Origin of the sequence: Cobetia sp. 1AS1, from assembly GCF_029846435.1 — a bacterium.
GTDB lineage: Bacteria > Pseudomonadota > Gammaproteobacteria > Pseudomonadales > Halomonadaceae > Cobetia > Cobetia amphilecti.
On the sequence record NZ_JARWKU010000002.1, the window covers coordinates 260,658 to 275,277 of the forward strand.

General features: G+C 63.2%; 10 protein-coding genes. 8 read left to right on the forward strand and 2 right to left on the reverse strand.

What is annotated here, in order from left to right:
* Positions 1-158 precede the first annotated feature (158 nt).
* Positions 159-1,238: a 4-hydroxyphenylpyruvate dioxygenase gene (hppD, locus tag QD280_RS04915; RefSeq protein WP_279838496.1), complete on the forward strand. Its 1,080-nt coding sequence runs from the start codon at positions 159-161 to the stop codon at positions 1,236-1,238.
* 150 nt (positions 1,239-1,388) lie between these two features.
* Here hppD and QD280_RS04920 read toward each other — a convergent pair whose 3' ends face one another.
* A complete protein-coding gene (locus tag QD280_RS04920) occupies positions 1,389-1,877 on the reverse strand; it encodes an Lrp/AsnC family transcriptional regulator (RefSeq protein ID WP_279838497.1) in 489 nt (162 codons plus the stop codon).
* Between the two features lie 557 nt (positions 1,878-2,434).
* Here QD280_RS04920 and QD280_RS04925 point away from each other — a divergent pair.
* On the forward strand, positions 2,435-4,159 hold the full coding sequence (locus tag QD280_RS04925; protein WP_043331272.1) for a 2-isopropylmalate synthase: 1,725 nt from the start codon (positions 2,435-2,437) through the stop codon (positions 4,157-4,159).
* A 457-nt stretch (positions 4,160-4,616) separates the two neighbouring features.
* The gene (gltS, locus tag QD280_RS04930) at positions 4,617-5,807 is read left to right on the forward strand and encodes a sodium/glutamate symporter (RefSeq protein WP_043331271.1); all 1,191 of its coding nucleotides are present in this window, start codon (positions 4,617-4,619) and stop codon (positions 5,805-5,807) included.
* A gap of 234 nt (positions 5,808-6,041) precedes the next feature.
* On the opposite strand, the gene QD280_RS04935 is transcribed toward gltS, so the two are convergent.
* Positions 6,042-7,538 (reverse strand): DASS family sodium-coupled anion symporter, encoded by a 1,497-nt coding sequence (locus QD280_RS04935; RefSeq protein ID WP_279838498.1) that lies wholly within the window; start codon positions 7,536-7,538, stop codon positions 6,042-6,044.
* Positions 7,539-8,065: 527 nt separating this feature from the next.
* Between QD280_RS04935 and galE the strand changes: the two genes are divergently transcribed.
* The 5 genes from galE (at position 8,066) to QD280_RS04960 (ending at position 14,529) form a co-directional block, all read left to right on the forward strand.
* Positions 8,066-9,088, forward strand: coding sequence for a UDP-glucose 4-epimerase GalE (gene galE / locus QD280_RS04940; protein WP_054555473.1), 1,023 nt, complete (start codon positions 8,066-8,068; stop codon positions 9,086-9,088).
* A 199-nt stretch (positions 9,089-9,287) separates the two neighbouring features.
* Positions 9,288-10,115 carry a 3'(2'),5'-bisphosphate nucleotidase CysQ gene (gene cysQ, locus QD280_RS04945; RefSeq protein WP_279838499.1) on the forward strand — a complete coding sequence of 276 codons (828 nt, stop codon included), beginning with the start codon at positions 9,288-9,290 and terminating at the stop codon, positions 10,113-10,115.
* Positions 10,116-10,194: 79 nt separating this feature from the next.
* Entirely contained in the window at positions 10,195-12,045 is a 1,851-nt protein-coding gene (locus QD280_RS04950) for a phosphoethanolamine transferase (protein WP_279838500.1), read from the forward strand.
* A gap of 1 nt (position 12,046) precedes the next feature.
* Complete coding sequence (locus QD280_RS04955) at positions 12,047-13,399, forward strand: UDP-glucose/GDP-mannose dehydrogenase family protein (protein WP_192837596.1); 1,353 nt, start codon at positions 12,047-12,049, stop codon at positions 13,397-13,399.
* A complete protein-coding gene (locus QD280_RS04960) occupies positions 13,396-14,529 on the forward strand; it encodes a glycosyltransferase family 4 protein (protein WP_279838501.1) in 1,134 nt (377 codons plus the stop codon). Before QD280_RS04955 ends, QD280_RS04960 begins: the two co-directional genes overlap by 4 nt.
* Positions 14,530-14,620: the final 91 nt, after the last annotated feature.

Here is a 14,620-nt window from a genome sequence, read left to right on the forward strand (position 1 = left end):
AGGCGAATGGGCAGGGCGGCAGGCAAGGCATAGATTTCCGATAACGGAATCGGGACACGGCAGGTGATGCGCGCGATGCGTTCGCCTGTCGTGAAGGATGTTGCCCGCCTTTTCTCTACCTTGCCTGCCTTGTCGGCAGCCTGACTCAGGAGCCCCTCATGAACGCACCGGCACGTATCGAACAGCACAATCCCATCGGCACGGACGGCTTCGAGTTCGTCGAATTCACGGCCCCGGATGCGGCCGGCATCGATGCCCTGCGCAAGTTGTTCAACCAGCTCGGATTTACCGAGACCCGTCGCCATCGCTCCAAGCAGGTGTTCCTGTTTCAGCAGCACGGCATCAATGTGGTGCTCAACGCCGAGCCGAACAGCCCGGCGGCGGAATTCGCGGCGATCCACGGCCCGAGTGCCTGTGCGATGGCCTGGCGCGTGGCGGATGCCGAGCAGGCGCATCGCTACGCCCTGGCGCACGGTGCGCGCAGCGTCGAGCATCCGGTCGGGCCGGGCGAGGTGGGCATCCCCGCGGTGCAAGGCATCGGCGGTTCGGTGCTGTACTTCGTGGACCATCACCGCGAGCGCTCGATCTACGATACCGACTTCGTCGCCATCGACGGCGCAATCGAGAATGCCAACAGTGTCGGCCTGCATACGCTGGATCACCTGACCCACAATGTCGGGCGTGGACAGATGGATGTGTGGGCCGACTTCTACGCGCGCATCGCCAATTTCCGCGAGATCCGCTATTTCGATATCGAAGGCAAGATGACCGGGCTCTTCTCGCGCGCGATGACGGCACCCTGCGGCAAGATGCACATTCCCATCAACGAGTCAGCGGATGATGACTCCCAGATCGCGGAATTCATCCGCGAATACCATGGCGAGGGCATCCAGCATCTGGCGATGGCGACGGATGATATCCATGCCACCGTCAGGGCGCTCAAGGCCAATGGCGTCACCTTCCTGACCACGCCGGCCACCTATTATGAGAAGGTCGATGCGCGGGTGCCCAACCACGAAGAGAATGTCGAGGACCTCAAGGCATTGAATCTGCTGGTCGATGGCGCGCCGGGGGAGGGGATTCTGTTGCAGATCTTCACCGAGACGGTGATCGGGCCGATCTTCTTCGAGATCATCCAGCGCAAGGGCAACGATGGTTTCGGCGAGGGCAACTTCAAGGCGCTGTTCGAATCCATCGAGGAAGACCAGATCCGCCGCGGCATCATCGGCGGCGAGTGACTTTTCCAATCGGCACGCCGAGTGATTTCGCTAGCCGGCACGCCCTGATCACCGCGTGATCACGATGGCATCTTCAGCAACATGAAAGCCCCGCCGGTGATAGCCGACGGGGCTTTCATGTTGCTGAAGTCTTGATTCAGGCAGTCAGGCTCAGGAGGTCGTCGGGACGCGCTGGTGATCGATCACCTGACGCAGCACGAAGCTTGAATGCACGCCGGTCACCCCCTCGATCCGCGTGATCTGCTTGAGCAGCAGGTCGTGATAGTCATCCATGTCCTTGACCACCACCTTGAGCTGGTAGTCGGCTTCCTGGCCGGTGATCAGCAGGCATTCCATCACCTGAGGCAGCGCGGCGATGGTGTCCTCGAAGTTGGTGAAGCGCTCCGGGGTGTGGCGGTCCATCGAGATATGCAGCAGCGCCATCAGGCTGAGTCCCAGCTTGCGGGCATCTATCTGGGCGCGGTAGCCGGTGATCATGCCGCTTTCTTCCAGCGCACGGACACGGCGCAGGCAGGGCGACGGGGACAGGCCAATGCGCTCCGCGAGTTCCTGATTGCTGATGCGACCCGAGTGCTGAAGCTCGTCAAGAATGCGACGGTCGAAGCGGTCCAGTGTCGGGAGAGGAATATTCTGGCTCATTTTCGCAATCCATTAGCGGTGAAGATGTGAATGGTGAAATAATCTGCTTTTAAGATGGCGATGTCATGTGGTTTTCGCAATCGTCCGCCCTGATATGCGGCATATACTGTAATCACTGCTCAGCGATGAAAAAGCCCGCTCGGGTCGTGGCTGTCGCATGACACGACGCACGGCGCGAACGACAGACCTGAGCAGGATGAGCCACCGGCGCTGGCGACACGCCTCTTGCAACCGGTGAACGCGGAACGCAGTCGGCTTCTGATCGAAGCGAGGCTGCCGAAAGGGCTCTGGTGGTGATCCCACCGTCCTTCTCTCCGCGCTGGTGACCGTGATCCGGTCCCGGAGCTTGCGGCGGACAGTGACGTTACGCTGCCCCCGACTTGCTTGCTTGCCCTGCTGACGGCAAGCTTTCGGATGCAAGGCCTTCACGCCTTCGTCATCTCACATTTACTCAGGCGCCCCGATTGGGACACTGTTGAGTGCGAAAGGTGCCATCGATCTCCCGTATCGGGCCTCGATTGCCGGTTTTTCGCACCCAGACCGCCAAGGACACGACCATGACTGCTGCATCCACGCCAAGTGCTGCCTTCGACCACACCAAATATCGCCCCGTGACGCCTGTTGCACTGACCGACCGCCAGTGGCCGTCGCGTACCGTGACCCAGGCGCCGCTATGGGCGAGTGTCGACCTGCGTGATGGCAATCAGGCGCTGCTCGAGCCGATGACGGTCGAGCAGAAGAAGCTGATGTGGAAGCTGCTGGTCAAGATCGGCCTCAAGGAGATCGAAGTCGGTTTCCCCTCCGCCAGTCAGCTCGATTTCGACTTCGTGCGCTGGTTGATCGAGGAAGATCAGGTCCCGGAGGGCGTCAGCATCCAGGTGCTGGTGCAGGCGCGTGAGCATCTGATCGCGCGTACCTTCGAATCGCTGGTCGGCGCGCGTGATGCCGTCGTTCACGTCTACAACTCCACCTCCACCGTGCAGCGTGAGCGGGTGTTCGAGATGGACCGTGACGGCATCAAGGCCATCGCCGTCGAGGGTGCACAGCTGGTCAAGGACTACGCCGAGCGTTACCCGGACACCAACTGGGTGTTCCAGTACTCGCCGGAGAGTTTCACCTCCACCGAGATGGATTACGCCGTCGAGGTATGTGAAGCGGTGATGGATGTCTGGCAGCCGACGCCGGAAAAACGCTGCATCCTCAATCTGCCGGCCACGGTGGAAGTGGGCCCGGCCAATCACTTCGCCGATCAGGTCGAGTACTTCATCAAGCACCTGAGCCGTCGTGACTGCGCGATCATCTCGCTGCATACCCACAACGACCGCGGTGGCGCCGCTGCCGCCGCCGAACTTGGCCTGCTGGCCGGCGCTGACCGCATCGAAGGCACCCTGCTGGGCAACGGTGAGCGCACCGGCAACATGGACCTGATCACCCTGGCGATGAACCTCTACAGCCAGGGCATCGATCCGGAGCTGGATCTCTCCAACCCGGACGAGATCATCCAGGTTTACACCGAGTGCACCAATCTGCCGGTTCACCCGCGTCACCCGTGGGTCGGCGAGCTGGTCTACACCGCCTTCTCCGGCAGCCACCAGGACGCCATCCGCAAGTGTCTCAAGAAGCAGCAGCCTGACGAGCCGTGGCAGGTCGCCTATCTGCCCATCGACCCGCAGGATCTGGGCCGCGACTTCCAGGCGGTGATCCGCGTCAACAGTCAGTCCGGCAAGGGTGGCATGGCCTTCCTGCTCGAGCGCGATCACGGCATCAGCCTGCCGCGCTGGATGAGCCTCGAGCTTGCGCCGCACGTGCAGAAGGCCAGCGAGCAGGTCAGTGGTGAGCTGTCCAGCGACCAGATTCGCGCGATTCTCGATGCCAGCTTCAAGCGTGAGGCGCCGCTGAGTCTCAAGGGCTATCGTCTGGATCGTGAAGGGGCCGAGCAGCTCACCGCGACACTGGTCGATGACAAGGGCGAGCAGATCGCGCTGGCCGGCGAAGGCAACGGCGCCATCTCCGCCTTCATGGATGCCTGGCAGCGTCACACCGGTTCTACCGTCAGCGTGGTGGACTACGGTGAGCACGCCCTCGGCGAAGGCAGCGATGCCGTCGCGGTGGCCTTCGTGATGCTCAACCTGGATGGCAAGCGTGTCTGCGGCATGGCCGAGGATGGCGATACCGTGAGCGCATCGCTCAAGGCCGTGCTGTCGGCGGTCAATCGCGGTCTGGAAAGCAGTGCACGCAGCGAAGCGGAACGTGCCGAGGAAGCCGGCCCGGTCGCTGTCTGACGACAACACGCCTCATGCGTGACTGATCAGGGGCTTTTTTGCCTCTCTCGAGACCCTCGCTCATCAGAGCGGGGGTCCTTGCGTTTTGTGGCAGGGCAGAAGCTGCCCGGCTGGCGCTCACGCCCGCCGTTGCTGGGCTGACGCGGGCAGGCTTGCGTGGAAAATACGTGTCATGCTCGCCAGGCCGCTATAGACTTTTGTCTGATGTTGACGGCTCAGTCAACATCCGGACTTGCACCGGTGCCCACCCTGCGTATCATCGCTGCACCCGCATAATGATAACGATCTGGTGGCAGACCGGATTCGAGAACACAACAATTCCAAGCGGTGCAAAGGCAAACCCCCTGATTGAAGAGATAATGGATGCGTCCCCATCCCTGCTCTGATCGGGCATCGCCAGTGCACCTCTCGTTCAGGAGGTCCGCTAGAACAACCCACAACTACTCATCGGTATCGCATGATTCAACTTGATGCTATCACCACCCTGTTGCTGGCGGCGCTTGTCCTCGTCGTTGGCCATCTGATCGTCGAGCGCGTGCGCGTGCTGCGCGAATTCAATATCCCCGAGCCTGTGGTCGGCGGCCTCATCGCTACCATCATCGTCACCGGCCTGCGCGGCCTGGGTTACGAGTTCCAGTTCTTCGGCGGTCTCCAGACTCCCTTCATGTTGCTGTTCTTCGGCTCCGTCGGCCTGTCGGCAGACGTGCGCATGATTCGTGCCGGCGGCAGCAAGCTGGTGCTGTTCCTCGCGCTGGTCATCGGTCTGCTCATCCTGCAGAACCTGCTGGGTGTCGGTGTTGCCAGTCTGTTCGGTCTTGATCCGGTACTGGGTCTGCTCGGCGGTTCCATCACCATGTCCGGTGGCCACGGTACCGGCGCGGCATGGGCCAACGTCTTCGCCGACGAATATGGCATCAATGGCGCGATGGAAGTCGCGATGGCCTGTGCCACCTTCGGGCTGGTGTTCGGTTCCCTGATCGGTGGGCCGACGGCGCGTTTCCTGATCAATCGCATGAAGCGTGAAGGGCAGGACATCAACGCCCAGGTCAGCGATTCCGAATATGACGAGACGGAAGTCCAGCATCCGCTGAATACGTCCAATGCCCTGAAGACACTCTTCATGCTGCTGCTCGGGGTCGTCTGTGGCCAGCAGCTGCAGTCACTCACGTCGGGCACCGCCTTCTCGCTGCCGACCTTCGTGTGGGTGCTGTTCAGCTGTATCGTCATCGGCAACGTGGTGCGCGCCTTCGGCGACAAGCACCTCAATACCCACGCCGTGGATGTGCTGGGCAATATCAGCCTGTCCATCTTCCTGGCGCTGGCGCTGATGACGCTCAAGCTCTGGGATCTGGCCAACCTGGCACTGCCGATTCTGGCCATCCTGCTGGCACAGGTCGCGCTGGTGTTCCTCTACACCACCCAGGTCACCTTCCGCCTGATGGGCAAGAACTATGACGCTGCGGTACTGGTCGCGGGTAACTGTGGTTTCGGCATGGGCGCCACGCCGACGGCGATCGCCAACATGCAGGCGGTCACGCAGCACCACGGGCCGTCGCGTCTGGCCTTCATCATCGTGCCGGTGGTGGGTGGTTTCCTGATCGATATCGCCAACTCGCTGATCATCAAGGGCTTCCTCGGCTTCTTCTGAACATGACAGCAGGTGTCATGATGAGAAGTCGCAGAATCTGCCTGGCATGAACGACAACGCCGGACTCCATTGGAGTCCGGCGTTGTCGTTTCGGGGGGCTGAGGCTTGCAGGTTTCGAGGGCTCAGGCTTCCAGGGCTCAGGCTTCAAGGGCGGTGAGAAGCTCGTCAGGCGCTTGTGCTCTCGCCCTCGTTCTCACCTTCGCTCTCTTCCCGGCCCCGCGTCAGCAGCCTTATCTACACCCACAGTGCCACGATCAGGCCATAGGCCAGCAGGGTGACGACCACGGTACCGGCCAGGTTCAGGAAGAAGCCGGCGCGCATCATGGTCTGGATCTTGAGGTGGCCGGTGGCGAACATGATGGCGTTGGGCGGGGTCGCCACCGGCATCATGAAGGCACAGCTGGCCGCGATGGCCGCCGGCACGGTGATCAGCAGCGGATCGATGTCCAGTGACAGCGCCAGTGCCCCCAGCAGCGGCAGGAAGGCGGCTGCCGTCGCGGTATTGGAGGTGACCTCGGTGAGGAAGATGATCACCACGACCACGATGGCGACCAGGCCGATGAGCGGCAGCACGCTGAACATCGACAGCTGGCCGGCGATCCACTCGGCGAGACCCGAGCTCTTGATCACGCCCGCCAGTGCCAGACCACCCCCGAACAGCAGCAACACGCCCCAGGGCAGGTCACGTGCGTCTTCCCACACCAGCAGGCGGCGGCCGCGTGAGGTGCCGGAGGGAATGGCGAACAGGCCCACGCCAATGGCCATGGCGATGCCGGTGTCCGACAGCCAGGCAAGGCCCATCTGGTTGATCAGCGGACGAAACATCCACAGCAGGGCAGCCACCAGGAAGGCGACGCCGACACGTTTCTCAGCGCTGCTCATGGCGCCCAGTGCCTTGAGCTCGCGGCTGATCATCTCGCCGCTGTCTGCCGTCTCGGACTTGAAGGAGAAGGGCGTGCGCGTCAGCCACCACCAGGTGATGGCGCACATCGCGATGGCGACCGGCAGGCCGACGAGCATCCACTGGGCGAAGCCGATCTCGATGCCTTGATCACTGGACAGGTAACCTGCCAGCAGGGCATTGGGCGGCGTGCCGATCAGGGTCGCGATACCGCCGAGGCTGGCGGAGTAGGCGATGCCCAGCAGCAGGGCGGCGGCGTAGCGCTTCAGTTCCGGGTCATTGCTGTCGCGCTCATCCTGACCACTGGACATCAGGCTAACCACTGACATGCCGATGGGCAGCATCATGATGCTGGTGGCGGTGTTGGACACCCACATGCTGATGAAGCCGGTGGCGATCATGAAGCCGGCGATCTGGCGGCGCGGCGAGTGGCCGGCAAGCTTCAGCGTATGCAGGGCCACGCGGCGATGCAGGTCCCAGCGCTGCATGGCGATCCCGAGCAGGAAGCCACCGAGGAACAGGTAGATGGTCGGGTTGGCATAGGCGGCGGTGGTGCTCTTGATGTCGTCGATGCCAAGCGCCGGCACCAGCACGATGGGCAGCAGCGAGGTCACCGGAATCGGCAGGGCCTCGGTGGCCCACCAGGTGGCCATCAGCAGGGCCAGGCCGACGCAGAGCCAGGCGCTGTCCGGCATGTCACCCGGCGCCGGTGTCAGCCAGGTCAGCAGCAACAGGAGGGGGCCGAGTATCAGGCCGATGCGCGCCGCGAGTGGCGCTTGTGGCGGCGTAGTGGATTGATCAGCGACGTGATCGGCAGATTGCTCAGGCATGTCGACTCCAGAGAAGCCGGTCGGCGACTGGCTTCCTCATCATGGTGGTCATCGTGTTGTTGGTATGGGGCATGGTAGGTGATGGCGAGTTGTCGTGTTGATGTTATTCATTACATGTTGGTTGTGCATGTGTCCCCGGCCGGGGTGACGTGCACGACGTGTCATGTTGCCTGCCTCGTCAGAAAGTCGCTCGCGAGTCGATCAGCCGGGCGCTCAGGCGGCAAGGCGCGGCCATTGTCTCAGCATTGCGGCGCGGCTCAATAGCCTTCATAGCCTGTTTTGAAACTCCGGCAAGTGAAACCTTGACGCCGCGCAAGCGCGACGCTTGATCCGAGGCGCTCACACCTCGGGCCAGGCCCTGTGTGACGCCATCTTGCACGGAGCAGGTTGCTGTCTGGCGACAGACGCTGTCGTTGGCTGTGGACTTGTGAGCGCAAGGGCTGGAAGGTAGGGTTAGCAGCCATGAACAGGGCCAGCGCAGGACAACTGCGTGGCCCACTGTCGCGTTACTTTCACAAGGAAGATGATTGATGATTCTGGTCACGGGTGGTGCAGGCTACATCGGCTCTCATACGGTATTGGCGCTCATGGAGGCCGGCCATCAGGTGCTGGTGCTGGACAACCTGTCCAATGCCAGCGAAGCCTCTCTTGCGCGTGTGGCGACGCTTGCCGGACGCGAAGTGCCGTTCGTCGAAGGGGATATCCGCAACGGCGCGCTGCTCGACAGCCTGTTCGAGCGTCACGATATCGAGGCCGTGGTCCACTTCGCCGGGCTCAAGGCGGTCGGCGAGAGCGTCGCCAAGCCGCTGGCCTACTACGACAACAACGTCAACGGCACCCTGGTGCTGTGTGATGCCATGGCGCGGGCCGGTGTCAAGCGTATCGTGTTCTCTTCCTCCGCCACCGTGTATGGCGATCCGGCCTCCACGCCGATCCGTGAAGACTTTCCGACCTCCGCGACCAACCCCTATGGCCGCTCCAAGCTGATGGTCGAGGAAGTGCTGCGCGACCTGGCCGTCGCGGATGACAGCTGGCGCATCGCGCTGCTGCGCTACTTCAATCCGGTGGGCGCCCATGAGTCCGGCACCATCGGTGAAGATCCCAACGGCATCCCCAACAACCTGGTGCCGTATATCAGCCAGGTCGCCGTGGGCCGCCTCGAGGAACTGGCCGTGTTCGGTGATGACTACCCGACGCCGGATGGCACCGGGGTGCGCGACTACATCCACGTCGTCGACCTGGCCGATGGCCACCTCAAGGCGCTGGACTACCTGGCCGGTGATGCGCGGGATGGCGTTCACACCTATAACCTGGGCACCGGTACCGGCTACAGCGTGCTGGACATGGTCAAGGCGTTCGAGAAGGCCAGCGGTCGTCCGGTGCCGTATCGCATTGCACCGCGTCGTGCCGGCGATATCGCCGAATGCTGGGCAGAGCCCGACAAGGCCTTCAACGAGCTCAAGTGGAAGGCCGAGCTGGGTCTCGACCGCATGATGGCCGACAGCTGGCGTTGGCAGTCACGCAACCCCAACGGCTATCGCAGTGCCTGAAAACTGACACTGCATGGTCAGTGCGCCTGAGTTGACGAGCTTGAGTTGACCGAGCTTGAATTGACCGAGATTGAGTTGACGGCGCTTGTGTGAAGACCTCTCGAAGCGGTCGCGGGCAGCATCCGCGGCCGCTTTTGCGTATGATGATGGCGGGCCGAAGGGCCCGTGTCGACTCCTTCGAATTCTCTGCGAGACCCCCATGACCCAGTCTGATGTCACCCTCGATCTTGAACTGCTGACGGCCATTGAACAGCTTTGCCGTGAAGCGGGGCAGGCGATACTCGCCGTTGCCCGTGGGGGAGAGCTCGGCACGCGCGCCAAAGCGGATGACAGCCCCGTCACGGCGGCGGATATGGCGGCGCATCATGTGCTGGTCGAGGGGCTGGCCCGCCTGACGCCGCAGATTCCGGTGCTCTCGGAGGAGAGCGACAAGGCCGATATCGCGGCGCGGCGTGACTGGCAGACCTTCTGGCTGGTCGACCCGCTGGATGGCACGCGTGAATTCGTCACCGGCAGCGGTGAATACACCGTCAACGTGGCACTGATCCAGGGTTCGCGCAGCGTGCTGGGCGTGGTGGATGCGCCGGTACTGGAGACGACCTGGAGCGGGCTCGCCGGCGTGGGGGCCTTCCGGGAAGACGCCACCGGGCGTGTCGCGATCACGGTCAGCCCGGAGCCCGAGGTATTGAGAGTCGTGGCCAGCAAGTCGCATCTCGATGCGCGTACGGCGGCGCTGATCGAGCGACTGGCACCGGTGGAGAACGTCAGCTGTGGCAGCTCGCTCAAGTTCTGTCGCATCGCGGAAGGCAATGCGGATCTCTATCCGCGCTACGCGCCGACCAGCGAGTGGGACACCGCGGCGGCTCAGGCCGTACTGGAAGCGGCCGGCGGCCAGGTCTTCGATGCCGAGTCATTGCCTTTACAACCGCGTCGTCTGGACTACAACGCCCGCGATACGCTGGTGAATCCCTTCTTCATCGCCTGTGGCCAAGCGGATGGTCGCTGGCGCCAGGCGCTGGACGTCTGAGGGTGGCCGGGGCTCGACGGCTCGTGCATCTGCTGGCTCGCGTAAGGGCTGAAGCGTTCATGCCGTTGCGGGGACGTTCATGAAGGGCCTGCTGCAGCGCCTCCTTCGTCGCCTGTTTGCGCGCAGCGATCAGGCGAGCAAGCGAGCCGGGGTGATCTCCGCCATCACGCTGGCCCTGCTGGCGAGTCTGGTGCCGTTGATCTATCACGGCCTGCTCGAGGGCGGCCTGATCCTGTTCGGCAATCTGTTGCTGTGGCCGTGTCTGCTGGCGGCGCTGCATCGTCCGCGCTGGCGTTGGCCGGCGCTGGGGCTGATGGCGGCGCTGGGCGTCAATCTCTCTGCAAGTGTGGTCAGCGCCGTCTATTACGATTCCCGCTATGGCTTGGCCTTTGCGCTCAGCTCGCTGGATACCAGCCGCAGCGAATCGATGGCGATGCTGTTCAAGTTCCCGCTGGCCCTGATCGTGCCGCTGGGGTTCTTCCTGCTGGCGCTGTCACTGGGCAATCGCTTCGGGGCGGGGCTGGCTCGCGCCCGGCTGGGTGGACGCAGCGGAATCGCCTTCGTGCTCTGGATGCTGATGCTGCTGGCCGGTAGCTGGCAGTGGGGGCGAGCCAGTGTGCCGTTGGCCATCACGACGCTGTCGGTCTCGCCGGGCTGGAACCTGGCCACCACCTCGCATGCCTGGTGGGAGAAGGAGCGCTACAAGGCGCTGATGGCGGATGACTATGATTTCGGTGGCGTCTCGCGCAGCCCCGAGGTGTCGGATGATGCTGTCTTCGTCCTGATCATCGGCGAATCCCAGCGCCGCGATCAGCTGTCGCTGTATGGCTATTCCCGCGCCACGACGCCGAATCTCGATGCGCGTCGCGACGAGCTGGTGGTCTTCGATCAGGCCATCGCGCCGGCGCCGCAGACCGTGCTGGCGGTACCGATGCTGGCCAGCCTGACCGACCCGCGGACCTTCTCGCCGCGCTACCTGGACGCCAATCTGATCTCGCTGGCCAATCAGGCCGGCTATCATACCGAGTGGCTGTCGCGCCAGGGGCTCGATATCACTTCCGAGCGCACCTGGATCACCGCCATCGCCCAGCGTGCCGATGTCGCTCGCACCATCATGACCGACTATGACGATGGCTTGCTGGATGCACTGGATGAGGCGCTGGCGCGCGATGTCGAGAGGCCGCGGCTGATCGTGCTGCATCTCTACGGCAGTCATCCACCGGCCAGCCTGCAGTACCCGGATTCACTGCGCTATTTCCTGACCCCGGACAGCCGCTCACCGCTGACCGATGCCTACGATGACAGCATCCGCTTCACGGATCAGGTGATCGAGGGCGTCTTCCAGCGCCTGGAAGGGCGACCCGCTGGCGTGCTCTATCTGTCGGACCACGGCCTCGAGCATGACCCGCTCAGTGACGCCTATGTGCATGGCGGTGATCGCCCCAGTCAGGCGCCGTACCGCATTCCGCTGTGGCTGTGGCAGACGGGGCAGGCGCCCAATCCCGCGCGCGAGCTGACGCGCCTGCGTTCGCACGCCGATGAGCCTTTCGCCAGTTTTGACCTGCCCTATCTGGCCAGCGACTGGCTGGGCATCCGTTTCTCCGGTGACAAGCCGTGCCTGTCGCCCTGGGCGGTCTGCTATCAGCCACGTGAACGTCATCCGGTGCTGGACCAGCTGGGACGATTGAACTTCTATGAAGCCCTGCCGTCGGACTTTCTTTCCCGACCTCTCGCGCCGGGTGCCGAAGAGCTCGAGGAAGCGGTCGAGGCGACCACCGAGCTGCTGGAGCGTCCGGAGTTCATGTCCGGGCAGGGCGCGAAACGCGACGGGCAAGCCCCACAACCGGATTCCCGCGTGACGCCGTCAGAGGATTCATCGGCGTTCACCTTGTCACCTGCTTCATTACCTTCAGAAACTCTCAAGGACTGACATGAAAATCACTGTCTTCGGAACAGGCTACGTAGGCCTGGTGACTGGCACCTGTCTGGCCGATGTCGGCCATGACGTGATCTGCATGGACGTTGATGCGGCCAAGATCGATGGCCTCAAGCAAGGCGAGATTCCCATCTTCGAGCCGGGGCTGGAGAGCATGGTGCTGCGCAATGTCGAGGCCGGCCGTCTCAACTTCACCACTGACGCCCGTCAGGCCGTCGAGCACGGCGTGCTGCAGTTCATCGCCGTGGGCACACCGCCGGACGAAGACGGCAGCGCCGATCTCAAGTACGTGCTTGCGGTGGCCGGCACCATCGGCGAGCACATGAATGACTACAAGGTCATCATCGACAAGTCCACCGTGCCGGTGGGCACGGCGGATCGTGTCACGGCGCGAGTCGCCGAAGTGCTTGCCGAGCGCGGCGAACGTGTCGACTTCGATGTCTGTTCCAACCCGGAATTTCTCAAGGAAGGCGCGGCGCTGGAGGACTTCACGCGTGGCGCGCGTATCGTTGTCGGCACCGATTCCGAGAAGGTGCGTGAGCGCATGCGCGAATGCTACGCGCCCTATAACCGCAATCATGAAAAGCTGATGTTCATGGATGTGCGCGCCGCCGAGCTGACCAAGTACGCCGCCAACGCCATGCTGGCGACCAAGATCAGCTTCATGAACGAGATCTCCAATCTGGCCGAGCGCCTCGGTGCGGACATCGAGGAAGTGCGCCGTGGCATCGGCAGTGACCCGCGTATCGGCTACCACTTCATCTATCCCGGTTGTGGTTATGGTGGCTCCTGCTTCCCGAAGGACGTCCAGGCATTGGCGCGTACTGCCAGTCAGGTCGGCTATGACGCCGAGCTGCTGACCGCCGTGGAGTCGGTCAACAAGCGCCAGAAGGTCACGCTGTTCGACAAGCTGTCGCGGGCCTTCGATGGTGATCTCAAGGGCAAGACCATCGCCGTCTGGGGCCTGGCCTTCAAGCCCAACACCGATGACATGCGCGATGCGCCGAGCCGCACGCTGATGGAAGCGCTGTGGGCGGCTGGTGCGACCGTGCAGGCCTATGACCCGGAAGCGATGAAGGAATGCCGCCGCATCTACGGCGAGCGTGACGACCTGGTGCTGGTCGCGGACCGTCAGCAGGCGGTCAAGGGCGCCGATGCACTGGTGGTGTGCACCGAGTGGAAGGAATTCCGCACGCTGGACGGCGAGTGGCTCAAGGCGCAGCTCGGCTTCCCGGTGGTGGTCGATGGCCGCAACCTGTTCGAGCCTGCCGCCATGAAGGCCGCTGGCCTGATGTATTACGCCGTCGGTCGTGGTGACTCCATGCGTCGTGTGCAGGAGGCGTCGTGAGCACTGGTGCAGGCAAGCTGGCCGCGATCGCCATTCGTCAGGTCGAGAAGAATACCGGTGCCAGCCGCAATGCCTTCGAGCAGGCGGATGCGTTGCGCGCACTGGGCTATCGCGTGGTGATTCTCGCCGAGCGCGGCAAGCCTGAGCTGGCTCGCTCCCACGGCGCGGAGCTGGTGCGCCTGTGGCGGTGGCCCTTCAAGGGGGCGTATCGACGTTTCTGGTTCAATCGCCGTGTTCAGGCCTGGGCCAGCCGTCATGCGCCCGACCTGCTGATCAGTCATGGTGACTGCGAAAGCCCGGATACCGTCTATCTGCACAATTGCGTGCACCTTGCCTCGCAGTGTATCCATGGCCGTGAGCTGCCTCGCGACCACGAAGTGGCGGCGATTCATGATCACGTGCTCAAGGGTGGCAAGTTCCGTCAGGTCGCGGTCAATTCGCGCATGATGGGCGAGGATCTGATGGCGCGCTACGGTATCGCGCCTGAGCGGATCGAGATCAGCTACCCGGGCTATGACCCGGAGCAATTCACGGTCGAGCGCGCGCGCGCAGGGCGCACCGCCCAGCGCGAGGCATTGGGCGTGGCCGAGGACGAGCTGCTGGTCGGTCTGGTGTCATCCGGCAACTTCACCAAGCGCAACGTGGCCGGGTTCGTGGCGATGGCGGCGCTGATGGAGCAGGCCTCACCGGGCCGCTATCGCTTCCTGGTGGTAGGCAAGGATGATGCCGCGCCTTACCAGCAGCAGGCCAGGGAGGCGGGCATCGCCGAGCGCATGATCTGGCGCTCGACCATTCCCGAGGTCGAGACGCTCTACGGTGCACTGGACCTGTTCGTGATGCCGGCTCATATCGAGGAGTTCGGGCGTGTCGCGCTGGAGGCGATGGCCTGTGGTGCGCCGGTGCTGCTCAATGCGCGTGTCGGCTCGGCCGAGCTGCTCGATGACTACCCTGAGCTGGTCATGGCGACAGAGTCCACGCCACAGCAGTGGGCCGAGCGCTGCATCCATCTGCTCGAGAGCGATACGCAGGCGCTGAGCGCTGCGCTGGCCAGCCTGGCACGCAATTACTCGCATCAGGCGCAGAATCTCAAGCTCAAGGCCAGCTTCGAGGCCTTGATGGCGGGGCGGTGAAGATCTGTGCTGACAGATTGACCGCTCGCGTGCCGGACGAAGCATGAGTGCGACAGAGAAAAGCGTGCAAGAGTGAATGACACGACTGGCC